The organism is Bacillus sp. PK6-026 (assembly GCF_054161455.1).
The window spans coordinates 2,842,005-2,863,283 of sequence record NZ_CP096418.1 but is presented as its reverse complement, the minus strand read 5'-3'; the positions used below and the strand labels follow the sequence as shown (position 1 = coordinate 2,863,283).

Annotated in this window: 24 protein-coding genes; 12 read left to right on the top strand and 12 right to left on the bottom strand. The window is 40.9% G+C overall.

Annotated elements, in window-relative coordinates:
- The first annotated feature begins 493 nt into the window (after positions 1–493).
- A complete protein-coding gene (locus M1D59_RS14605) occupies positions 494–883 on the top strand; it encodes a tautomerase family protein (protein ID WP_411202591.1) in 390 nt (129 codons plus the stop codon).
- Positions 884–967: 84 nt separating this feature from the next.
- Here M1D59_RS14605 and erm read toward each other — a convergent pair whose 3' ends face one another.
- From erm to M1D59_RS14580, 5 genes are all read right to left on the bottom strand, one after another.
- Positions 968–1,831, bottom strand: coding sequence for a 23S ribosomal RNA methyltransferase Erm (gene erm, locus M1D59_RS14600; RefSeq protein WP_103749528.1), 864 nt, complete (start codon positions 1,829–1,831; stop codon positions 968–970).
- A 275-nt stretch (positions 1,832–2,106) separates the two neighbouring features.
- Complete coding sequence (locus tag M1D59_RS14595) at positions 2,107–2,151, bottom strand: erythromycin resistance leader peptide (protein ID WP_105980607.1); 45 nt, start codon at positions 2,149–2,151, stop codon at positions 2,107–2,109.
- A gap of 274 nt (positions 2,152–2,425) precedes the next feature.
- Positions 2,426–3,250 carry a metal ABC transporter permease gene (locus M1D59_RS14590; protein ID WP_458117492.1) on the bottom strand — a complete coding sequence of 275 codons (825 nt, stop codon included), beginning with the start codon at positions 3,248–3,250 and terminating at the stop codon, positions 2,426–2,428.
- Complete coding sequence (locus M1D59_RS14585) at positions 3,196–3,903, bottom strand: metal ABC transporter ATP-binding protein (protein ID WP_025808056.1); 708 nt, start codon at positions 3,901–3,903, stop codon at positions 3,196–3,198. Before M1D59_RS14585 ends, M1D59_RS14590 begins: the two co-directional genes overlap by 55 nt.
- Before the next feature lie 42 nt (positions 3,904–3,945).
- On the bottom strand, positions 3,946–4,899 hold the full coding sequence (locus M1D59_RS14580; protein WP_458117491.1) for a metal ABC transporter substrate-binding protein: 954 nt from the start codon (positions 4,897–4,899) through the stop codon (positions 3,946–3,948).
- Positions 4,900–5,231: 332 nt separating this feature from the next.
- Between M1D59_RS14580 and hemB the strand changes: the two genes are divergently transcribed.
- Both hemB and yidD read left to right on the top strand, forming a co-directional pair.
- Positions 5,232–6,224: a porphobilinogen synthase gene (gene hemB, locus M1D59_RS14575; RefSeq protein ID WP_458117490.1), complete on the top strand. Its 993-nt coding sequence runs from the start codon at positions 5,232–5,234 to the stop codon at positions 6,222–6,224.
- Complete coding sequence (gene yidD, locus M1D59_RS14570) at positions 6,221–6,466, top strand: membrane protein insertion efficiency factor YidD (RefSeq protein WP_023855320.1); 246 nt, start codon at positions 6,221–6,223, stop codon at positions 6,464–6,466. The genes hemB and yidD overlap by 4 nt, the downstream gene beginning before the upstream one ends.
- A 210-nt stretch (positions 6,467–6,676) precedes the next feature.
- On the opposite strand, the gene M1D59_RS14565 is transcribed toward yidD, so the two are convergent.
- From M1D59_RS14565 to M1D59_RS14545, 5 genes are read right to left on the bottom strand one after another with little or no spacing between them, the layout of a single operon-like run.
- The gene (locus M1D59_RS14565; protein ID WP_026579224.1) at positions 6,677–7,603 is read right to left on the bottom strand and encodes a CobW family GTP-binding protein; all 927 of its coding nucleotides are present in this window, start codon (positions 7,601–7,603) and stop codon (positions 6,677–6,679) included.
- A gap of 19 nt (positions 7,604–7,622) precedes the next feature.
- Positions 7,623–8,405: an ABC transporter ATP-binding protein gene (locus M1D59_RS14560; RefSeq protein WP_026579225.1), complete on the bottom strand. Its 783-nt coding sequence runs from the start codon at positions 8,403–8,405 to the stop codon at positions 7,623–7,625.
- Positions 8,406–8,432: 27 nt separating this feature from the next.
- Positions 8,433–9,449, bottom strand: coding sequence for a FecCD family ABC transporter permease (locus M1D59_RS14555; RefSeq protein ID WP_051303761.1), 1,017 nt, complete (start codon positions 9,447–9,449; stop codon positions 8,433–8,435).
- Positions 9,446–10,450, bottom strand: coding sequence for a FecCD family ABC transporter permease (locus tag M1D59_RS14550; protein ID WP_458117489.1), 1,005 nt, complete (start codon positions 10,448–10,450; stop codon positions 9,446–9,448). The genes M1D59_RS14555 and M1D59_RS14550 overlap by 4 nt, the downstream gene beginning before the upstream one ends.
- A gap of 5 nt (positions 10,451–10,455) precedes the next feature.
- Positions 10,456–11,430, bottom strand: coding sequence for an ABC transporter substrate-binding protein (locus M1D59_RS14545; protein WP_051303762.1), 975 nt, complete (start codon positions 11,428–11,430; stop codon positions 10,456–10,458).
- Positions 11,431–11,614: 184 nt separating this feature from the next.
- Between M1D59_RS14545 and M1D59_RS14540 the strand changes: the two genes are divergently transcribed.
- The 3 genes from M1D59_RS14540 to M1D59_RS14530 are packed head-to-tail and all read left to right on the top strand — an operon-like array spanning position 11,615 to position 15,175.
- Positions 11,615–13,207, top strand: a complete 1,593-nt coding sequence (locus M1D59_RS14540; protein WP_458117488.1) for a CocE/NonD family hydrolase — start codon at positions 11,615–11,617, stop codon at positions 13,205–13,207.
- Positions 13,173–14,534, top strand: a complete 1,362-nt coding sequence (locus M1D59_RS14535; protein WP_026579227.1) for a YcaO-like family protein — start codon at positions 13,173–13,175, stop codon at positions 14,532–14,534. The genes M1D59_RS14540 and M1D59_RS14535 overlap by 35 nt, the downstream gene beginning before the upstream one ends.
- A gap of 47 nt (positions 14,535–14,581) precedes the next feature.
- Positions 14,582–15,175, top strand: a complete 594-nt coding sequence (locus tag M1D59_RS14530) for a Crp/Fnr family transcriptional regulator (protein ID WP_023855312.1) — start codon at positions 14,582–14,584, stop codon at positions 15,173–15,175.
- A gap of 55 nt (positions 15,176–15,230) precedes the next feature.
- Here M1D59_RS14530 and M1D59_RS14525 read toward each other — a convergent pair whose 3' ends face one another.
- The gene (locus M1D59_RS14525) at positions 15,231–15,374 is read right to left on the bottom strand and encodes a hypothetical protein (protein ID WP_161513139.1); all 144 of its coding nucleotides are present in this window, start codon (positions 15,372–15,374) and stop codon (positions 15,231–15,233) included.
- A 171-nt stretch (positions 15,375–15,545) separates the two neighbouring features.
- Here M1D59_RS14525 and M1D59_RS14520 point away from each other — a divergent pair, with 171 nt between their 5' ends.
- The 6 genes from M1D59_RS14520 to M1D59_RS14495 all read left to right on the top strand — a co-directional run bounded on the left by M1D59_RS14520 (position 15,546) and on the right by M1D59_RS14495 (position 20,000).
- Positions 15,546–16,322 (top strand): hypothetical protein, encoded by a 777-nt coding sequence (locus tag M1D59_RS14520; RefSeq protein WP_023855310.1) that lies wholly within the window; start codon positions 15,546–15,548, stop codon positions 16,320–16,322.
- On the top strand, positions 16,312–16,887 hold the full coding sequence (locus M1D59_RS14515; protein WP_049936996.1) for an NADPH-dependent FMN reductase: 576 nt from the start codon (positions 16,312–16,314) through the stop codon (positions 16,885–16,887). The genes M1D59_RS14520 and M1D59_RS14515 overlap by 11 nt, the downstream gene beginning before the upstream one ends.
- On the top strand, positions 16,865–17,407 hold the full coding sequence (locus tag M1D59_RS14510) for a GNAT family N-acetyltransferase (protein ID WP_023855308.1): 543 nt from the start codon (positions 16,865–16,867) through the stop codon (positions 17,405–17,407). Before M1D59_RS14515 ends, M1D59_RS14510 begins: the two co-directional genes overlap by 23 nt.
- A 237-nt stretch (positions 17,408–17,644) precedes the next feature.
- Positions 17,645–18,268: a L,D-transpeptidase gene (locus M1D59_RS14505; RefSeq protein WP_023855307.1), complete on the top strand. Its 624-nt coding sequence runs from the start codon at positions 17,645–17,647 to the stop codon at positions 18,266–18,268.
- 384 nt (positions 18,269–18,652) lie between these two features.
- Positions 18,653–19,360: a DNA alkylation repair protein gene (locus tag M1D59_RS14500; RefSeq protein ID WP_458117487.1), complete on the top strand. Its 708-nt coding sequence runs from the start codon at positions 18,653–18,655 to the stop codon at positions 19,358–19,360.
- Positions 19,361–19,403: 43 nt separating this feature from the next.
- Positions 19,404–20,000: a class I SAM-dependent methyltransferase gene (locus tag M1D59_RS14495; protein WP_458117486.1), complete on the top strand. Its 597-nt coding sequence runs from the start codon at positions 19,404–19,406 to the stop codon at positions 19,998–20,000.
- Positions 20,001–20,446: 446 nt separating this feature from the next.
- On the opposite strand, the gene M1D59_RS14490 is transcribed toward M1D59_RS14495, so the two are convergent.
- A complete protein-coding gene (locus M1D59_RS14490; RefSeq protein WP_023855303.1) occupies positions 20,447–20,860 on the bottom strand; it encodes an Lrp/AsnC family transcriptional regulator in 414 nt (137 codons plus the stop codon).
- Positions 20,861–21,279 lie beyond the last annotated feature (419 nt).

The following is a 21,279-nucleotide window of genomic DNA, read 5'->3' as shown; positions in this document are numbered from 1 at the left end:
TGTGGATAACGTAAACTGGAGCAGGGACTAAATGGATATATGAAGAAAGGAGCTTATTATGCTTACAAGTTTTAGCTTGGTTGGGTTTATCCCTTTATTTGTTTTTATTATTTTCATCATATTCGTGTTGAGAAAGCTTGTCCCTTTTTTTTTAGAAATAAGTAGAGTGTTGATAAAGAAGGAGGCGGTCTTCGTAATTTCCGCCTTAACCGCATTCGATTTCATTTGACTGGAAGACAAAAAAAGCGTTTTCTGATCATATTATTGTCATGTTTTGATGAACTATTATGTACATACTCATCTCCTAAAGAACAGGTGTCAACTAATTTTTAATAATACAGACCTTATATCTTCGATACTGATAAAGCAGATGAAAAGATTATCAATTGTTGAATATATTTTGGTTATGTGTTATGTTTTTATCAAGTTAACAGACATCATTTCTTGTTATTTTGCTAACGAAATTTAAAATGATCAAAAAGGGGATAAACAAATGCCATTATTACGTTTCGATCTAATAGAAGGCCGTGATGAACAAGCATTAAAAAAATTATTAGATACCGCACACGATGCGATGGTAGAAGCGTTTAGCGTTCCGGAGAAAGACCGCTATCAAATTGTCCATCAGCATCCGGCGAATGAGCTTATTATCCAAGATACAGGCTTGGGATTGAATAGATCAAAGGATCTGGTTGTGATCAGCATCACCAGTAAAACAAGAACAGAAAGCCAAAAAGAGAAATTGTACGCTTTACTTGCTGAAAAGCTTGAAGCGGAATGCGGCATTTCACCTGAAGATGTCATGGTGTCCATCACAGAAAATGGAGATGCCGATTGGAGTTTCGGCCTCGGCGAGGCGCAGTTTTTAACTGGAAAGCTGTAAGCGGGCAAAAGGAATGTTGACAGGGACATCTGAATCCCTCCGGAAAAGCTTAAGCTGCTGACGGGAAGTCAGCAGCTTTTTTCTTTATATTTCTCCGGGTTTTCGCTTATTTGCTCTTGGCCATTTGTGGTGCATCACATATTGAGTCATCGTGTTAAAAATAACCGCCCATTGGTTTTCGGTGAGCGTTCCAACGGTTTTTTCATTGTTGATTTTTAGACTTTTTCTTAAGTGTTTCATTTGACGCGGGGTAAAAATTCCGCGTAAAGCAACACAGAAAGGGGCTTGCGGCTCCTTTAGCGCATATTCGGCAAGCCCAAGAAACGCAATGTAATGTTTATGTGATAGAGGCGCTTCTTTTTTTCGTGTTATTCTGACCATTGCCGAGTCCACTTTTGGAGGGGGAGAAAAATGCTCTTTCGATATTTCTCTGACAATGCCAATATCAAACCACATTCTCCAAGCTAAAACATAGGAATTTTTAATGAATTTTGATGTGAAACGTTTAGCAGCCCCTTTTTCCATTACGATGATCCCTTTTTGAAATCCGCTTGCAGGATTGTTCAAAAGCATTTTCATGATGGGGGTTGTGATGGCATAGGGAATATTAGAGACCACCACAAACTTTTCTTTTGGTAAATGAATCTTCATGATATCTTGATGAATAATTTTCGTATTTGAATGCTGTGCCGTTTTACGTGTGAGTATAGCAACGAATTTAGAATCGTTTTCCACTGCCAATACCTTACCGGCTTTTTGACTTAGCACAGTTGTCAAAGCCCCTTTTCCCGCTCCTAACTCTAAAACCGTATCGTCTATGCTAATATTTGCCCGATCCACAATTTCTTCAATTAATTTTTTATTATGCATCAAATGCTGTCCGGAAAAATTCGGAGATTCCCCTCGGTTTAACTTTTTTCCTCTGTACTTATGATTTTTTTTCTTCATGTTTCCTCTTCCTCTCATCATAAAAAATCACAGGCGGTCTGCCTGTGATTCAGAGTAAAGGGAAGAGCCATCCTTTAAGGATGAAGCCGCGGTATTTCCATAACCAAATAAGCCTTTCTCAGCCGTTAGAAAAAAGGATTAAACAAAAAAGAAAGGCAGAACGATCCGCCTTTCTACAAATTACAAATTTTATATGCAAATTGAAGATTATTAAAAAAGGACAGACTGATCCCGTTTACTCTGCATACACAAACAGAGCCTTTGAACGTATTTAATTACTGGTTCAAAGTTGGGAAACGAAGTCTCATTGAGTGTGTCATTTTTTAATAATCCTCCTGAAAAGTTAAAGTTACGATCTCATTGTAGGGCATTCTTTGGAAAACGTCAACGTCTGGAATTTTCTCGTCCCTTACGAATATCGCAGGAGGCCATCAGGCAAGGCATGTGTGAAGAAACGGGAGTCAACGAAACGTCTTCATCAGCGGCCGGCGGTGACATTTCGTTTTCAGACCCAAAAAAGCCGCCATGTTTTGATTGGCGGCTTTTTGAAGACTAATCAATCGGAATTATAATCAGATCAAGAAGCAAGGTGCATTAATGTCGAGTTCTTTTAACCAGCAAAGCGGCCTTCTGTATTATAAATCCCGCTATTAAAAATACGACTAGCAGCAATGTGATGGTTGCTCCCGGAGGTGTACCCCACTTATAAGAAGAGGTAAGACCAGAGAGAATACTTAAAAGAGCAATGATGATAGAAACCGAAAAAACAGCTGTAAAGCCTTTGAACAGCCGAATGGCAAATGCCGCTGGAAGCACTAATAATGCCGACACAAGCAAAACTCCGATTGTTGGTATAATCACAGCGACTGTCATTCCAACTAAAATGCTGAATGAAAGAGAAAGCAGCCGAACATTTACTCCGCTTGTTTCGGCTGTATCCTCATCAAAAGTCATTAAATAAAGCTGTCTTTTAAAAATAAAGAAATATAATAAGACAAGCAGCGTAATTCCGCCCATAATGTAAAGCTGTTCAATGCTGATCGTTACAATAGAGCCAAATAAGTATTGCTCAATATTCGTCGTCATTCCACCCTCAGTAACACTTAATAAAAAGAGAGCAAAAGAAAGACCAGCAGCCATTAAAATGGCAATGGAGACCTCGGAATACGTACGGTAAGCTCTCCTTATATATTCAATGCCTACGGCTCCAACTGTTACAACTAAAAAACTTGATAACGTTATATTCGTATGGACAAAGAAACCGATGGCGACGCCAGCGAGTGAAATATGAGATAGAGTATCGGCCATGAGAGCCTGTCGTCTGAGGACAAGAAAGACCCCGAGTAATGGAGCTATGATCGCAATTAAGCATCCTGCATAGAAGGCTCTTTGCATGAATTCCAAATCAAACATTTCCATCTGCTGTTCTCACCCCTCTCTAAACGAATAGTTTTTGTTAAATATGGCTCCGCTTCGTCTTGGTCATGGGTAATCATGATAACGGTTTGATGATGTTGTTGTACTTGCCGGTCCATCATTTGATAAAAGGACCGGCGGCTTTCAACATCCATACCTGTTGTGGGTTCGTCCAGGACAAGGATGTCAGGTTCTGAAGCCAAAATTCTGGCAATACAAACTTTTTGTTTTTGTCCTCCAGATAAATGGCCAATTTTGCGATGACGAAATTCCCACATTCCGACCATCTTCAGGGACTCCTCTATTTTTTTATGATCTTGTTCCTTTAATTTGCTAAACCAGCTTCCTTTCTTGTACCGCCCTGAGCGCACAAGCTCGAGCACAGTACTCGGGAACCCTGCATTAAAAGAAGCAATTTGCTGTGGCAAGTATCCGATTTTCAAACGTTCCCCGCCAGGATTGGCTGCACTGATGTTCACACTTCCATGCCAAGGCTTTAACAAACGAAGCATAAGGCGAAGAAGCGTTGATTTTGAGGCCCCGTTAGGGCCGGTAATCCCGACAAATTCTCCGCTATTAATGGTGAATGTTATATCTTCCAATAGAGGTGTATGCTCATATCCGTACATCACATTGTGTAATGAAATAAGTTCCAATATCATTCTTACCTTTCCATCAAAAACAAGTTGCATGTCTCATCATTGAGATAATGACGATTCTAACTGTTTTAAATTATTTTTCATTAAATCAATATAGTCCAGTCCTTGTTTTTGCTCTTCTTTACTTAGTCCTTCCAATGTATGGAGCACTTCAGTTTTAGCTCTAATTTCATCTGCTAATGTTTTCGCAACTTTCGGAGAAGCGAGTTCTTCAAAGAAAATGGTTTTAATATGGTGTTTCTGTGCGAACTTTTTTAATTCTGCAAGTTTAGCTGCACTTGGCTCTTGTTCAGGAGAAAGACCCGCGATAGGCACTTGTGTTAATCCATATTGCTTCGTTAAATATCCGAATGCTGCATGCTGTGTAATGAGCTCTTTGTTTGGAACATCTTTTAATGTTGACTTATATTCTTGATCAAGATCCTGTAATTTCTGCAAAAATGCATCGCGATTCTTTTCATAATAATCTTTATTGTCCGGGTCTGCTTTTTCAAGCGCTTTTGTGATATTTTTTACTTCCTGCTGGGCAAGGACAGGATTTAACCATACATGGGGATCATATGTATGCTCATGCCCGGAATCTTCATGTTCTTCTTCCTCTTCTCCGTTTCCTTTCATCAGTTCAATGCCTTTGCTTGCTTTTACAAAAGCAGGGCCGTTTTTTCCCACGCTTTTTTCAATAGAAGGTTCCCATGTTTCCATATAAGGACTGTTATAAACCAGGACATCTGATTCCCCGATCTTTTGAACATCTTTTGGGGAAGGCTCCCATTCATGAGGCTCAACAGTAGATGGAATTAAAAGGTTAACATCTGCTTTATCTCCCGCAACTTGCTTTGTAAACTCATACATTGGGTAAAATGTTGTGGTGACCTGTAATTTTTGATGATCTGATGAGGAGCCGTTTGCTTGTTTTCCCTCATTTCCAGAACATCCTGCAAATAGTGAAAGACAAGTTGCCGCAACCAAAGCAGTTGTCATCTGTTTTTTCATGTTTATTCCTTCTTTCTTAAAAAGTATTCATTCGTTCATTACCATTACTTGTGGTTGATCATTCAGATCGATAACACTTAACTTAATGAACTAATTCTATATTAAATCATAATCATTACGATTTGTGAAGTGTTTTTAATTGTTCAGGGTAAGATCGGCAGTATCACAACCTTTTAAAAAATCTAAACAGGGCGGGACAGACCGAACAATCATCATGAATTGCTTCTTTCCCTTAACATTGAAATGATAGATGTGATTGTTTATACTTTAAATTGTAAATCGTAACAATTACGATTTAAAAATAACTCAAGTAGAAAAGTGGTGCAATAACATTGAATCAATCATTCGCATTCTCACGGCATCGCAGACTGCGCTCAACGCCGGGTATCCGGAATTTGGTAAGAGAAAATCGGCTTTCCGCTAACGATTTCATATATCCTCTATTTGTCCAAGAGGGTAGGGGGTTAAAAACAGAAGTACCTTCCATGCCGGGCGTTTATCAACTGACATTAGATTTATTAGAAGAGGAAATTCATGAGTTAAGAATACTCGGAATTAAAGCGATTCTTCTCTTCGGAATTCCAAGTTGGAAAGATGATTTGGCAACGTCTGCTTATGTGTCAGATGGAATTGTTCAACGAGCGGTTAGGCAAATCAAGGCTTTAGATTCTGATTTGGTCATCATTACAGACACATGTATATGTCACTATCAAACAGAAGGCCATTGCGGCATACCTGTAAACGGCAGGATCGATAATGACATGTCTTTAGATATACATGTAAAAGTCGCCGTATCTCAGGCGGAGGCAGGTGCCGATATTCTGGCGCCCTCAAGTATGATGGACGGATTTGTGACGCATATACGACATGCGCTGGATGAATCGGGTTATAAAGATATACCGATCATGTCGTACGGTATTAAATATGCTTCAAGCTATTATGGACCATTCCGTGATGCCGCGGATAATTCGCCGGCTTTCGGTGACCGCCGCACCTATCAGATGGACCCGGCAAACCGTTTGGAGGCTTTTCGTGAGGCTCAGTCCGATATTGAAGAGGGAGCGGATTTTATGATCATTAAACCTGGTTTGCCTTATTTAGACATCATCAGGGATATGCGAAATTCTCTCCAGATTCCGCTGGTTTCATATCAAGTAAGCGGTGAATATGCCCAAATAAAAGCTGCATCGCAAAACGGCTGGATAGATGAAAAAAATACAGTGTTGGAAAGCATGCTTGCGATGAAGAGGGCCGGTGCAGATCTAATTGTTACATATTTTGCAAAGGATATAGCAAAATTTCTTCGGGAGGATGATAGGTCGTGAAACGGGCCGCGATCGTATTCATTCGATTCTATCAAAAGGCGATATCACCTCTTTTCCCGCCAACTTGCAGATTTTATCCAACATGCTCCAACTATGGGCTTGAAGCGATTCAAAGGTTTGGGTTTATCAAAGGCAGTTATTTGCTCATCAAACGATTATTGAAATGCCATCCTCTTCATCCCGGAGGCTTTGATCCTGTTCCAAGCAAAACAGATAAAAAAAGTGGAGGGGATTCAAATTAAACAGGATTTAACTCTTTTCGATCGCAGGGCAGGTAGGGGAAGTTGAACGCTTTCCTGAAGAATTCCTGCACATTCAGGGCAGTAAATAGAAAAGGATACATAAAGATGACCGGGTGTATGTTTTAGCAATACACCCGGTCATCTCAGCTTTTTATGCTTTAAACCGTTTTATTATTTTGTTGTTCCTCATGGTTTTTTATCGCAAAGAGACTAGTCAGCTTCTAACAAGCTGGTTTTCTCTAGATTGCACAGTGTCTTTTGCAGTGTATGATGATCTAAATCATCACCAATAAAAACGAGTGTATTGTTCATCTTCAATCTTGATTTTGTTTGCAAAGGCATGCCGTAAGCGTATTGAAAAAGCAGTGTATCCGGATTTCCTGTAAAACGGATATAGCCTTTAATACGGTAGATCGTATCAGGCATTGTTTTTAAGAAATCTTCAAATAGCCTCTCGCTGATCGGATGTAAGAAAGTATGAACATAAGTTTTCATATGAAGATGCTGAATAGCGTGTACTTTCTCATGTTCGGCTCTTTCTTTCTTTTTAAGATTCGTCATGGTTTGAATATCGATGTCAGCGAATTCAGCCGGAATCAGCTTTCCCGCTGGATTTATACGATGTAATTCCTCTTCGATTCTCTTTTGGCTTTGCTTTGATATACAGTCAATCTTATTCATGACGATCATATCTGCATGCTTTACTTGCTCAACAATCAGCTTTTGGAGAGGAATCTTTAACTTTTTGCGTTCCATCCAACAGGCAGCGTCCAAAAGAGTAATGATAGAACCAATTCTTACTTTCTCAGCTAAACGGGGAGATAAACAGGCGTCCAACACTTCAACAGGATGGGCAACCCCCGTTGTTTCAATATAAATGACATCAGGATCATATTGATTTAACAGTTCGGATAATTGAACTTCGAGCTGATCAGACAGTGTGCAGCACACACATCCATTTAGCAATTCCTTTAAAGGTGTTTCGCTGGGAACCGAATCTGAATCGATGGAGACTTGACCCATTTCATTCATTACAACAGCTGCTGTTCTTCTTTCTTTTTCTAGAATTTTTTGAAGCAAGGTTGTTTTTCCGGAACCTAGGAATCCAGATAAAATAATGATTTCTGCGTTTGCCACGATGATCATCCTTTTCTTTTTAAATGTACCGGAAAGGGAAACAGATTTGCCGGTCAGTCTCTGGCTCATTGAAAAAGTGAGCTTCTACACCGAATACATCATGTAAAGTTTTCTCTGTTATCACGTTTTCAGGACGCCCCTGTGTGTAGAGCCGCCCGTCCTTCATAATCATCATCTGGTCACAATATTTTATGGCCTGATTTATGTCATGAAGCACCATGACAACCGTCTTCCTTTGTTGCTTATTTAAGGACTGAATTAAATCCAATACTGCGAGTTGATGCTGTACGTCAAGAAAAGTGGTAGGCTCATCCAATAAAAGAATAGGACTCTCCTGAGCAATGGAAAGAGCTATCCATGCCCGCTGCCTTTCTCCCCCTGACAAATGAGACAGCTTGCGATCTTGATAATTCACCAGTTTCGTCAGCTCGAGCGCTAATTTAATTGCTTCATGGTCCTGTTTTTTGAGCATTTTAATCGCTCCCGCATGCGGAAACCTTCCTTGTTCTACAAGTTCATAAACGGTCATGTCAAGGTCGCTGTCATACGATTGAGGCAGCATGGAAACAGTCTGTGCCAGCTGCTTTGCCGAATAGCTGGTAAGCGGCTTTCCGTGAATAGAAATTCGTCCAGAATCGGGTTTCAGCAATTTGGATATCGTTCGGAGAAGGGTGGACTTCCCCGAACCATTTGTGCCAAGTATCCCGGTTATTTCATTGTTGGGGATGTTCACAGACAGATTGCGAATAATGTTGTTATTTGAGATTGATACAGACAGGTTTTCGATCGTAATGGCATCCATGGTATGATTGATAGCACCTCGCTTTTATCATGTTTGTTTTCTTAATAAATAAAGAAAAAAAGGCACGCCCATAATGACGGTTACGGCTCCTGCGGGAAGCTGGATGTTTTGGCTGATGAAAGAAAAAGGCAAGAATGAAAATATATACTGTGCAATTAAATCGGCTGTTAACAGCAAAAGAGAAGATAGCAGCATACTGATAGGAAAGCTTTTTCTCGCATCCTCGCCAACGATCCGTTTGGCAATGTGAGGGCCGATTAAACCGATAAAGCCAATTGCGCCAACAATCGAAACCGCTCCTGCTGTTAAAAGGGCAGAGATGAAAAATAAAAGAGCGTTTGTTTTCTTTAAAGAAAGGCCCAGGAGCACAGCAGATTCTGTTCCCAGCCTCCAGGCATTTGCTATTCCCGCTGTCAACAATCCCGCAATGAGCGCAGGAACAGCAATTGGCCATAAAAGATTCAAGTGAGTCCAAACCCTTCCATTCAATGATCCGATTGTCCACAATAAAATGCTTCCAAGCGCTTCTTGGTGTCTTAGCAAAATAAATGAAGTCACAGCTTGCAATACCGCTGAAATTAAAATGCCGTTTAACAAAAAGACAGACGACATCTTCTTGGTATAAGAGCTTAATACATAAACGAAGAAGGCCGCCAAAATTCCGCCGAAGCATGCAAAGAATGGCAGAAAAAATGAAAGCTGCAAATGAGCAGGACCAAATGTAATCCATAAAACAGCAGCGCAAACTCCGCCAGCTGTAACACCTATCAGCCCCGGTTCAGCCAATGGATTTCTCGATAAGGATTGAATCATAGCGCCTGCAAGCCCAAGCATTCCGCCTGCCAATATCGCAGTTAATCCCCTCGGAATTTTCAGATCTTGGATCACTTCATACCGGTAAGCAGGAGCAGTTCCATTGATCATGTCAGAAATGACAGACAGGGGGGATGCGTTGTTCTCCAGGATCATGGAAAGCGAAAAAAACACGATTAAAAAGAATACGTTCAAAAAAAGCAGCATGACAAATCGGTTTCTAGAGTTCATGTGCTCTTCCTCCTTTTATTTAAAAAGAACAAGAGCAATAAACCGCCAAACATTACGGTAAACAATCCGACCGGCAGTTCTTGCGGATAAAACAACATCCTTGTACTCAAATCGGTTCCCATTAACGTGCAGCTTCCGATCAACCCTGACAGCGGTAAAATGACAAAAGCATTGCTGGTTCCCATTATGCGCCTCGCTAAGTGAGGCGCAATAAATGCTATGTATCCAACAGGGCCGCATACGGCAACCCCGGCGGCTGAAAGCGAAACACTGAGAAATAAAAGAAAAGTACGCATTTTCACGACTGAAACGCCTCTGCCTTGGGCCGCTTCATCTCCGAGTCTAAGAACATTCAACGGCTTTGCCATGGCCAAAGCCGCCGGTACACAAACAAGAAACCAGGGGGCGATTTCTATCACGTGATCCCAATTTCTGTTGGCAAGACTGCCTATCAAATAAAAAAATAGCAAACCGATATCATTTTGACTGCCGATACTGATGGTGATAATGATTAAACTTTGGAAAAAGGCACTGACTGCAGCGCCGATTAAAATCATATTTTGTTTATTGGCTTTTCCCATCGTGCATAAAATAACAACGATCCCTCCAGCCAGTCCTCCAGCCAGGCTTATAAACGGATGGAGATAAAACGCTACAGGCAAATGCAGAACAGTCAACACTGCCATTGTGAGTGAAGCGCCCGCACTAACACCTAATAGTTCAGGACCAGCCAGACCATTATGGAAAGTATCCTGCAGGATAGTTCCGCTCAGCGCGAACATCATTCCTATGAAAAAGGCGATCATTGCCCGCGGCATCCGAATCTCCATGATGGAAACGTAAAGCAGCGGGTCACTCTCTCCGCCCTTTGTCAATATGCGAAACACACTGCTGAAAGAAGCGGAAGGAGAACCTGCTGAAAGGGAAAGATAGAATAGGTATATACATGATAAAGCAAGGACGAGATATAAAATCAATAATCGTTTATGCTTCACGCCCATTTATTTTATTCCTTTTCAACATCAATCGTTGGATATAATTGTTCCATTGCTTCACGGAGAATAATTGTTAACGAACCGACACCCCGACCATTTGCCCAAATCGAAGTCCGGACTTCATGGACGTTGTCATTTTTCACGGCTTTCAATCGTTTCCAAATGCGGTTATTAGCAAGCTGCTCTGATAATGAAGGGCCTTTATTATTTCCGAAATTGAAGGTTTCGACAAAGATGACATCGGGATTTTCCTTTAAGATTTCTTCCAGCGAGTATTTGGTTCCACCGGCATTGTGTCCTTCTTGCTTTCCTTTGACTTTCCACGGGTAATCAGTTATTTCATTTAAAATAGAACCGACAATGGAACTTTGTGTATCAATGCCGAAGTTAATATCAGACCCGTACATAACTAAAGCCTTTTTATTTTTCGGCGACATCTTTTTAACTTGCTCCAATTTCTTTTTAAAGTCATTTGTCAGCTGTTTTGCTTTCTTTTCTTCACCAAGCATCGAACCAAATGTTTCAACGAAAGAAAGCGAGTCTTGATAATGATTGGGATTGACTAAGAAGAGAGGAGCTTTATCGCCCAGGCCGTCTCTTAAATTATCATGAACACCGCCAAGCCCAATCACCAAATCCGGTTCATATTGATAAATGTTCTGAAGGTTAGGTTCATAAAACGTGCCGCCGATTAATGGAATTTGATGGTCTTTTCCATAAAATTCGTCTTGGCTGACAAGTCCGTCTTCGAGCACAGCTTCAGGCTTCAAACCTAATTCATGCAATGTATCACTGCAAATTTCTGTTAAACAAATAATCTTTTTAGGTGTTTTCGAGAAAGAAATTTTATGGCCCGTGTCATCTGTATACGACATTTCTTTCTTTTGACTGCCTTTGTTATGGCTAGTATCACTGTTCTCCGGCTGGCTTGAGCAGGAAGAAAGGATAACGATGAACATGGCAATCAAGAAAATGGCTTTCTTCATATGGATGCCCCTTTCAAATCGTAATTGTTACTATTTATAAGTTTAATAACATTTTACAACGTTGGCAAGTATGGAAAAAATAAAAATTCTTGACATATAAAGGAATAAAAATTATGATGAGTTTCAAATCGTAACCATTTCGATTTGATTGTTGGATGAATGACAAATGGAAAGGAGGGCGAAAATGATTTCTTTTCGATGGGAGGTGGCTGCAGAGGATGGAGCCATGCTTTGCGCAGATGCTTATGTACCGGCTGAAACCGGTGCATTTCCAGTTATACTCACGAGAACTCCCTATGGCAAATCAGCATTTTCCGAGACAGCTAAAGCGTGGTGTGAATTAGGTGTCGCGTTTGTAGCGCAAGATGTAAGAGGGCGCTATCAGTCAGGCGGAAGATGGATACCGTATTCTGCAGAAGCAAAGGATGGTGCAGCAACGCTTAAAGCGTTGAAGAGGGCTTCGTGGTGCAACGGACATATTGCATTAATGGGTGAATCTTATGGAGCGTTTACAGCTTTTTCAGCTGCTCAATCGGAAATTGGCAGGCAAACGCCGTCAGCTTTAATTACACTCGTGCCTGCAATGGGACTGAAAAAAACTGCATTCACTTCTGATCGCGTTTTTTATCTCGGCGACCGGCTTTGGTGGGATGCCTCATTCGGTTCTTCACGAGAAAATATAGAGCATCTGTTTTCAGCCGTATTGAACAAGCATTCTTCCGCTGTTTTCACATTGCCGGTGATTGACATTCCAACAGTCTTTCCCATGCAGCTTGCCAACTGGCGCCGGATTTTAGAGAATGAGAACAATGAAGAATCGTTAAACTTGGAGTCTGTCCATCAGCCTTGTTTACATATTGGAGGATGGTACGATCCATTTGTATCCCACACCATTCATAATTTTAAAACCTTAAGAAAAAAAGAGAAGCGTCAGGCGCTGGTGATTGGCCCGTGGAGCCATGAAGTGAACCGGATTCCAGCCTTTGAAATCTTACATGATCAAAAACATGCCGTGATTCCTCTTGGCTCGCTTGAACATGCATGGCTTGAGAGTATATGGTCTGACAAGCTGTATCCATTTCCTGAAATCCTGCTGTATGTGACAGGAGCTGATCAATGGATAGCACCAGAGGAATGGCCGCCAGCCGGTACAATGGATTTCACTTTATATTTACGCGAATGCCGGTTGTCGACTGATATGCCGGCAGGGGGAGAAAACACAAGTTCCTCTTACACTTACGATCCTTTACAGCCTGTTCCTTCCCAAGAATATCCTTCTAAAAGAAATGAAATTGAAAAAAGGGCAGATGTATTAGTATTTACCTCAGCCCCCTTTGTTCGTGACATCATTTTGTCCGGTGCTCCGGCCGTAAAATTATGGGTCAGCTCTACCGCCCCTTCAACCGATTTTATTGTTGTGATAACTGAAGTTTTTCCGGATGGAACGTCAGTATATTTAACACATGGCCATATAAGAACAGGCGATGAGAAAGGAGGTATCAGACCGCAAGACGTGACGATATCGATGGAACCGAGATGCCACAAAATAAAAAATGGCCGCCGGATTCGTCTTTCGATATCGAGCAGTTCATTTCCGAAATACGCCAGGCACCTTAATCGAAATGGAGATCAACACCTTCAGTCTTCACCCCAAATTGCTGAACAGACGATTTGGCATTCTGAACACATGCTGTCACATCTCAAAATACCAATAGAAAATTCATTGTTAGAGAGGTGTTCATATGAGTTTACCCCTGGATGGCCAACTGCTCATTGATAAAAGAACCGGTATTATTAATGGTTTGCAAAAAGTGGATATTGAACCTGTTTTACCGAGGAAAGCCGTCTCATGGAGAGCGCAAGTCACCAATGGAAGGATCCTTGCTAATATTCCGTCAGATCGCATTGCGGGGGGCACTCATTTTTCCAATGATCAAGCAAGGAATGCAGCCATCGGGGAAGCGATTGAGCGATATTCCGGAAATTATAAAGGAGGGCCCTTTATTCGAGGCTCCTATCAGGAGTTGAAAAGAAAGGGCTACAAGCTGCTGGACCCTGACCGGATTCCTCTTTATTCTACTCGGCAGTATGCTGAAAAAGGTTTTCCTTTTATCCCGTTTACAAAGGATTTAAAAGTGAATTGGGTACAAGGTTTTTCTCTTACATGTAAAGAAGAGGTGCTGCTGCCCGCCTCGCTTGTTTATATTAACTATTATGAAGGGATATTTGCCAATGAGCCGCCTGTTCATTTTGTGAATTATGCCGGCATTGCCAGCGGGCCGACCTTGGAATTTGCACTTAAATCAGGCCTTTTGGAACTGATAGAGAGGGACGCAACCGCAATCTGGTGGGGATGCAGGGGCCAGATTAATGCCATTGACATAAATGATCATCCCGATCTTCTTAACAGTTTGGAAGCAAGAGAAGAAAGTGAAATACGCTATACTTTTCTTCCTTTAACAACAGATATAAATATTCCAGTCATTGGGGCGATGCTGTATGACCCTGTTCGTCAAATTGCATGTATGGGTTTTTCGAGCAGGCCCGATCCGAAAAAAGCCTTGCTGAAGGCTGCTGCAGAAACGGTTCAATCCTATCATTTATCATTGGATTTACTGGATCCGGATAGCCCGTTATGGGACGCGGTTCATACAGGAATACTGCATCAGGCTGCACTGCATTCCTATCGAAAAGACAGGAAATATGTTCAGTCATTTAAATCGGATTACCATGATATGATTGATCTTTTGCATAATAGCCAGTATTATTTAGATCCTGACTCACATCAGGATATTCGCCATATCTTTGATGCAGAAGAAAAGGGAATGCTTCCGGAAAAGCAGTCTCTTACTTCATCAGATATTGCAGAGGCTCTGGCAAAACATCAAATCGAGTGTTTTTATGCAGATGTGACGACTGAAGATGTCAGAACTGCCGGTTTCACAGTAACACGAGTGATCGCTCCCGGGCTTGTGCCTAATGCACCGGCAGCCTTTCCATACCTTGCGCCTAAACGTCTGTATGAAGTGCCGTACCGCATAGGGTGGTCAGAACATGTGCTGGACGAGCATCATATCAATTTGAAGCCCATTCCTCACAGCTAATCATGAAGAGGGATGATATTGACCTTTATAAAAAGAGGTGTTTTTCATTGCCTTTTTTATGTGAGACCGCACCTGTCAGAACCTATGCGCGAAATCAAATCGTTCCTTTGGAAAACAGCCGGATTTACATTGTTCAATCAGGCCTTGTTTTTATATGGGAAACACATCTTGACGGACGTCAAGTTTTGGTGAATATCCTTGACGGAAATTCGGCCATTCAAATTCATAACTTTGTCCATGCCTCATATGAAATGCAAATCAAAAAAACGTCCTTTCTGCAAATTACATTTCTTGAAGCGATTGATAATCAAATGAATATACTCCATGCATTGAGAAAACAAACATTTATGTCAGAAGAGCTTGCAGCGATCCACAGGGAAAAATATGTAGAGCATAGGCTGTATTTTTTTCTTCAATTTCTAAAAAGACATTTTGGAAAGGAAATCAAAAAAGAGCATTATTTAATAGCAGTGCCTATCACACATGAAGAGCTTGCATCCGCTGTAAATTCAACAAGGCCGACCATTACCAAATTGTTAACCAAAATGATTGATAAAAATCAGGTTGTCTATCAGCAAAACGGGAAAAATCGCTGGATCATATTAAAGCCGCTGTTCTTTTCTGCTGCAGAGCCGTTCTAAAGATAAAAAAAAGCTGCGTCAACTTCAAATTGACGGCAGCTTTTTTTATCTTTTATTAATTTTCTTCGTTGTCTTTTTCTTCTTCCCAAACGAAAGGATTGTGAACCAGTGCATGATGGTGTGGATCTACAGCAAATGTTCTGCCTTCATCTAAAACTTCCAATAACGTTTTGCTGGCTTCTGAAACTTGTTTGCTCATTTTTCTCCACCTCTTTGAAAAATTTTTGAGATTGCATGCATGCTTGATCTCATCTTTATTTTCTATCAATTGGCAACGTATTTCTGTCAGATCAATGACGACAGAATGGTATGGAGAAACACAGCTTTGACAGCGAATTTTATTTAAGATGATAGAAAAAAGGGTGATCTGATGACACACTATATATTTCCTCATCATATGATTCCGTTTCTAGGTTCCGATCAACAAGCCTATTTGATGAATGAAGAAGGAGAAATCATGAAAGTAGGATTTCTGAATGAACGTTCTAACATGTACTGGGGACGTTTAAAACCTGGCGCTTCGATTCAATTGCCGGATGAAGAGACAGAACTGATCCATGTCATGAATGAAATTTCTCAAAGAGAGGAATTCATATCTCCCTCTATTCATATGGTTACTGACGATTCTTTTTCAAAAAAGCTTGAGGCGAAATTTGAACAATCCGGATTTTTTATATCGTCGACAAACCAAAAGGGGATTCACATTGTATTCAGCGGATTTTTCAATTGCGATTCTTTTCAAAGATTCAGTGATGATGCCCAAGAAAACCAGCTGCATTGGCTGCCGCTTTATTTCGACGGACGTATTGCCAGAGTAGGTCCATTGCTTGGTCCTTATCTTCAATTTGAAGATTTAAGGAAGCGGCTATTAGCGGCAGCATATTTTCCCGATGTCACTGATTCTTTATGGAAGGCAGCGCAAACGGCTCCCTTTTCAGAACATCACCTCCCTCTTGTCCATCTGGAATGGCTGCTGACGCAAATCAGCTGGATCGTTCATGATTACAGCTCTGCAAATCAACTCCGGCTGCATATGCATCAGATCAGCCTTGACCCCGCAAACATGGAAACAAAACGCCATCCGATATTAAAAGTGCCGTCTCCTATTCCAAGTCATGAAAGAAAGGATGAATGTCATGTCCGCTAATGTGCTGGGACTTCTCGGAAGTCTCCGCTATCCGTCAAAAACAGAAGAAGCTTTAAGGATATGCCTGAAGGCCGCAGAGCGCAGAGGTTGTACCACAAGTATATTTGATGGCAGGATCACGCCGCTTGAATTTTGTGACGGACGCGATGAAGAGGATACATATGTGGAAGGGGTGGCTTTGTTGAGGGAAAAAGTGCGGGAAGCGGATGCAATTGTCATCGCGTCTCCGGAATACAGCGGAAGCTATTCTGCTTTTGCCAAAAATATGATTGATTTTCTCGGGCCGGATTATCTGCAGGGAAAATGGGCGGGTGTTATAGGGGTGGCAGCCGGAAATTCAGCGGCCAATACGGTAGCGCATCTTTCAGCAATTCTTGCACGAAACGGATGCTGGCTCGTCCCCACCCCTGTAGAACTGCCGGCAAGCCATACCATCTTTTCACAGCACGCGTCTTCGCCGACCGCAAAGCATTTGGTAAGTTTGCTGAATGCACTGGGCGAAAATATCGCTTTCAGCGTTAACCAAATAAATCGGAGGCAATATGAAAACCATACAAGTCAGTGAGACCGTTATGTTAAGAGAATTCAAGACAGAAGATGCTGAGAGCCTGTTTGAGTTGATTGATCGATCCAGAAATCATTTGATAGAATGGCTTCCTTGGGTTGACGGGGTAAAAAGTGTGAAAGACAGTCAAGGGTTCATTACGTTTGCACAAGAAGAAGCGGTATCCGGATCTTCGCTACATCTCGGCATTTTTGAAAAAGGCCGTTTGGCAGGGAAAGTGTGCTTATATCAAATCAATGACAGAATCAAAACAGCCTCTATTGGCTACTATATAGGTGCGGATTTTGAGGGAAGAGGACTCGTGACACAAGCTGTAAAACAGCTGGCTGCTTTTGCCTTTCAGACGCGAGGGCTAAATCGCTTAGAAATAAAAATGATCAGCCAAAATAAACGAAGCCTCGCTGTACCTCAGAGACTTCGTTTCTCTTATGAGGGCTGTTTGCGAGAAAGCGGAGAATTTCAGGGAAAGCCTGCTGACCAGCTTATATTTTCGTTGCTAAAAAGGGAATTTCAATCATAAGGATGCGGAAAAAGAAAGATTTTAGCTAACGTTTAAAAATGACCACGACAACAATTGACTGAAGTGCCGGCAGTGCTGGGATTAAAACGAGTTTTAGAGAAGCATGGAAATGAAGATGCTCCGAGTTTGAATGAAGCCTGAGCTTTTTGAATGGCCTTGTGCTTTGACAAAAAAGGATGAACTAAGCTACAATCCAAATCGTAATGTTTAAGATTTATATAGGGGGAAAGACTTCTTATGAAGCATAAACGGCGAATTGGATTATTGATAGTAGCTTCTGTATCTCTGGTTGGCACAATGGCAGCTTGTTCAAAGTCAAAAGCTGAAATGGAGCAGGTGAACGCTGAAGTAAACCAGCCTGCTGATACGTCATCAACAGAAACATCGAAGAATGTAAAAACAAAAACGGAGAAAAAAGAAATCGACTGGACAAAACCTTCAGACGGAAAATACCCTGACATTAAAAATAATGATTCCATCTGGATTGATGTGTCTACAAAAAAACAGGAGGCCTACATAAAAGATGGAAGTAAAACAATCTATACGATGAATATTTCGTCAGGTCTCGATCAAACAGAGGATGATTCAACACCAAAGGGTACATATTATGTAGAGCCTGAACGAGGTGAGTGGTTTTTCTCCCCAAAATATCAGGAAGGTGCAGAGTATTGGGTTTCATGGAAAAATCATGGTGAATTCTTATTTCATAGCGTACCATTCAACAAAGATAAAAAAGTCATTGAAAAAGAAGCAAAAAAATTAGGGAAAAAAGCTTCCCATGGATGCATCAGGCTTGCGATTCCAGATGCAAAATGGATTTATGAAAACATACCTGAAAAAACAAAAGTAGTGATCAGCTGATTTGGCTCGTTTTATTTATCAAGTTAGGAGACTCTTTTTTTAAGAGTCTTCTTTTTGCAAATATCGGTGGCATCCGAATTTGACGCATGAAGAGGAAAGGCGGTCAAAAATAGACCCCTTTCTGCTTTTTAGAATGTTTCATATAATAAACATAAATGATATGAATGAAGTGCAGAGGAAATGTAGTTTTTAATCAGACTTAGGAAACAAACCAGCCGCTAAAAAAGATGAGGATCATACATGGCAACTGATCTTTTCATGCTGATGTACTGGTTATGGAGGGCATTAAAACAAATAAAGTTGATTTGTAATGATTAGATGAAGTGTAAGAGCATGATAATGGAATAAAAGAAACGAATTTAATTTAAAGAAGGAAGTGAAAGCATGGATCTTGAAACGGTTATGAAGGAACTTGAAGCGCTGGGTACGGAAAATATGAAAAAAAGATACATAACGAATGGTGCACACGAACCGCTTTTTGGTGTGGCGACAGGCAAAATGAAGCCGCTCGCAAAGAAAATCAAGAAAAATCAGCCTTTGGCGGAGCAGCTTTACGCTACCGGGAACTACGATGCCATGTATTTTGCCGGCATTATTGCTGACCCAATCACAATGACTGAAGCTGATTTCGAGCGCTGGATCGATGCGGCGTATTTTTATATGCTTTCTGATTATGTTGTTGCCGTAACTTTGGCAGAAACCGATTTTGCGCAGGCTGTCGCAGATAAATGGATTTCAAGCGGTGAAGAACTCAGAATGTCGGCAGGCTGGAGCTGTTACTGCTGGCTTTTAGGTAATCGATCGGACGATGAATTTAATGTGACCAAAATTGCCGGTATGCTTGATCAGGTGGAACATGCGATTCACGATTCTCCGGATCGAACAAAATCGGCTATGAATAACTTTATCTACACAGTCGGGATTTCATATTTGCCGCTTCATGAAAAGGCGGTTGAAACCGCAAAAGCAGTAGGCCCGGTCGAACTCAGGCGAGGCAAGAAAAAAAGCAGTATCCTGAATGCTTCCGAAAATATCCAAATGGATATTGATAGAGGCCGTCTTGGTTTCAAACGGAAATATGTAAGGTGTTAGCATAGTTTTAGTAAACCATCTAAAAATAAATAGGAAGTGGAATATGGAAAATAACGTTTTTGAACAGATGGCAAAACGATATGATACAGAAGAAAGAATTGAATTAGCAAAAGTGATCGTGAATGAAGTAAGACAGGAATTGAGAAATAGTCAATCAAAATCTTTAATCGACTATGGGAGCGGTACGGGTCTCATTAGTTTAGAATTATCAGATTTAGTACATTCTATTTTGTTGGTCGATTCATCAAAACAAATGCTGGAGGCGGCAAAAGCTAAAATTTCTCGCAAAGGAATCGCCAATGCAAAAGTGCTTTATTCAGATTTTACCGAAGAAACTCCTGAACTGAAGGCAGACATCGTTTTAATGTCACTCGTCCTTCTTCATATTCCGGATACGGATAAAATTTTACAAGAATTGTTCGGTGTTTTAAATAATGGCGGAAAGCTCTTGATTATTGATTTTGACCAAAACGATAAAATTCAACATCCGAAAGTTCACAGCGGTTTTTCGCACGAAGAATTGAAAAAAAGATTATCCGATGTTGGATTTAAATCAACTGAAATGAAGACATTCTATCACGGCCATCGTATTTTTATGAATCAAGATGCCTCAATGTTTATATCTAGCAGCATAAAGTGATTTCTTGTTTTTTGAAAAGAAATAGCGGAAGCCGGAAAACGATCCGGCTTTTTCTGCTTTCTATTTCTTCAAATAAGGCCGAAAGGGCCGGCGATGACTTCTTTTTCTCTGCCGTCCAGGGTGTTCGTTTTTTTAAGCTCTGTGCCTGAGCTGGATAGTGTCAATGGCGTTCTCCGATCCAGAGAACCTCGATGAGCGAAATTTCGTTTACTACTAGAATTTATCCGTTTCCTGAGCGAAAAAGAAGTGAGCGGTTTTAAACTTAAACAATAAAGCTATTAATAGAGATGATATACGAAAACGAAATATCATGCTCGGGTTAGGAGATTTTCAAAAAGCCCTTGATTTCGATTCAAGGGACTTTAAATGTGAGGCGATTTCTTCAATAAAGTCGGATTTCAATCTTGGCCTATCAAAAAACAGGAATCTTCACTTTTAATGATGAACTAGAGCTTATTAATAATGACAGTTAATTTATAATTAACATGTCTGTTTAAGTTGATCAAAAACTGATCTAATGATTCATTGGATGGGAATTTGCATTCCAGGAGATAACAGCCGTCTCCGCTGATTTTATAATTGTTGATGACATATTCATCTTGTGTTTTGATAAAGGATAAATAGGATTGATGATGTGTACTTTTGGTATAGATATTGAGCATCGCGTGAACAGTATAACCCATCTTTTTTTCATTTACTTTAATTGTATACCCCTCAATCACTCCGTTATCTTCTAATTTTGCGACCCTGGCGGCAGCTGCTTGTCCTGTCAAATGGACTTTTCCGCCCAGCTCTTTCATCGTAATTCGGCTGTTTTTAGACAGTTCCTCCAAGATCTGCATATCCGTTTGATCTAACATAGCATTCAAATCCTTTCAAAAATCAAGTTAATCGGCAAAAAAGAGTGATTGATTCTATGCATTCTCGTCAATGAGTGACATTGTAAACTATACGGAGATAAAAGAAAAAGAGATGTGTCTCATGAACGGTTCTCATACTCAGTTCGACTGGAACTTCAAGATTAACACTCCAACTATTATGGGGGCATCCCTTCAGGCAATGAGCAACCTTCTGGCGGCATGTCCGAGTCGCCCGTTGAGGAGGCCGGCGGCGAGGTGGCCATAAGTGGGTAGGGACGCATCAAGAGAATCTTCCAAAGCGGATCACCACTTCAGCGTAATTTCGGCGCCGGCGAAATCACCTCACTAAACGAGAGAGGTTTATCTCAAAGTGTGTCATCGAGCAATTGATGCCTTTTTTATTGTCATTACACTCCATT

Bases quoted from the DNA above. Each gene is read 5' to 3' on its own strand.
- M1D59_RS14580 (WP_458117491.1), bottom strand. From the start codon at position 4,899: ATGAAAAAACAGATGACAACTGCTTTGGTTGCGGCAACTTGTCTTTCA.
- erm (WP_103749528.1), bottom strand. From the start codon at position 1,831: ATGAAGAAAAAAAATCATAAGTACAGAGGAAAAAAGTTAAACCGAGGG.
- M1D59_RS14540 (WP_458117488.1), top strand. From the start codon at position 11,615: ATGATTTCTTTTCGATGGGAGGTGGCTGCAGAGGATGGAGCCATGCTT.
- M1D59_RS14515 (WP_049936996.1), top strand. From the start codon at position 16,312: ATGTCCGCTAATGTGCTGGGACTTCTCGGAAGTCTCCGCTATCCGTCA.
- M1D59_RS14500 (WP_458117487.1), top strand. From the start codon at position 18,653: ATGGATCTTGAAACGGTTATGAAGGAACTTGAAGCGCTGGGTACGGAA.
- M1D59_RS14520 (WP_023855310.1), top strand. From the start codon at position 15,546: ATGACACACTATATATTTCCTCATCATATGATTCCGTTTCTAGGTTCC.
- M1D59_RS14555 (WP_051303761.1), bottom strand. From the start codon at position 9,449: ATGAACTCTAGAAACCGATTTGTCATGCTGCTTTTTTTGAACGTATTC.
- M1D59_RS14505 (WP_023855307.1), top strand. From the start codon at position 17,645: ATGAAGCATAAACGGCGAATTGGATTATTGATAGTAGCTTCTGTATCT.
- M1D59_RS14490 (WP_023855303.1), bottom strand. From the start codon at position 20,860: ATGTTAGATCAAACGGATATGCAGATCTTGGAGGAACTGTCTAAAAAC.
- M1D59_RS14495 (WP_458117486.1), top strand. From the start codon at position 19,404: ATGGAAAATAACGTTTTTGAACAGATGGCAAAACGATATGATACAGAA.
- M1D59_RS14545 (WP_051303762.1), bottom strand. From the start codon at position 11,430: ATGAAGAAAGCCATTTTCTTGATTGCCATGTTCATCGTTATCCTTTCT.
- M1D59_RS14605 (WP_411202591.1), top strand. From the start codon at position 494: ATGCCATTATTACGTTTCGATCTAATAGAAGGCCGTGATGAACAAGCA.
- M1D59_RS14550 (WP_458117489.1), bottom strand. From the start codon at position 10,450: ATGGGCGTGAAGCATAAACGATTATTGATTTTATATCTCGTCCTTGCT.
- M1D59_RS14535 (WP_026579227.1), top strand. From the start codon at position 13,173: ATGAGTTTACCCCTGGATGGCCAACTGCTCATTGATAAAAGAACCGGT.
- M1D59_RS14525 (WP_161513139.1), bottom strand. From the start codon at position 15,374: ATGAGCAAACAAGTTTCAGAAGCCAGCAAAACGTTATTGGAAGTTTTA.
- M1D59_RS14590 (WP_458117492.1), bottom strand. From the start codon at position 3,250: ATGGAAATGTTTGATTTGGAATTCATGCAAAGAGCCTTCTATGCAGGA.
- M1D59_RS14510 (WP_023855308.1), top strand. From the start codon at position 16,865: ATGAAAACCATACAAGTCAGTGAGACCGTTATGTTAAGAGAATTCAAG.
- M1D59_RS14560 (WP_026579225.1), bottom strand. From the start codon at position 8,405: ATGGATGCCATTACGATCGAAAACCTGTCTGTATCAATCTCAAATAAC.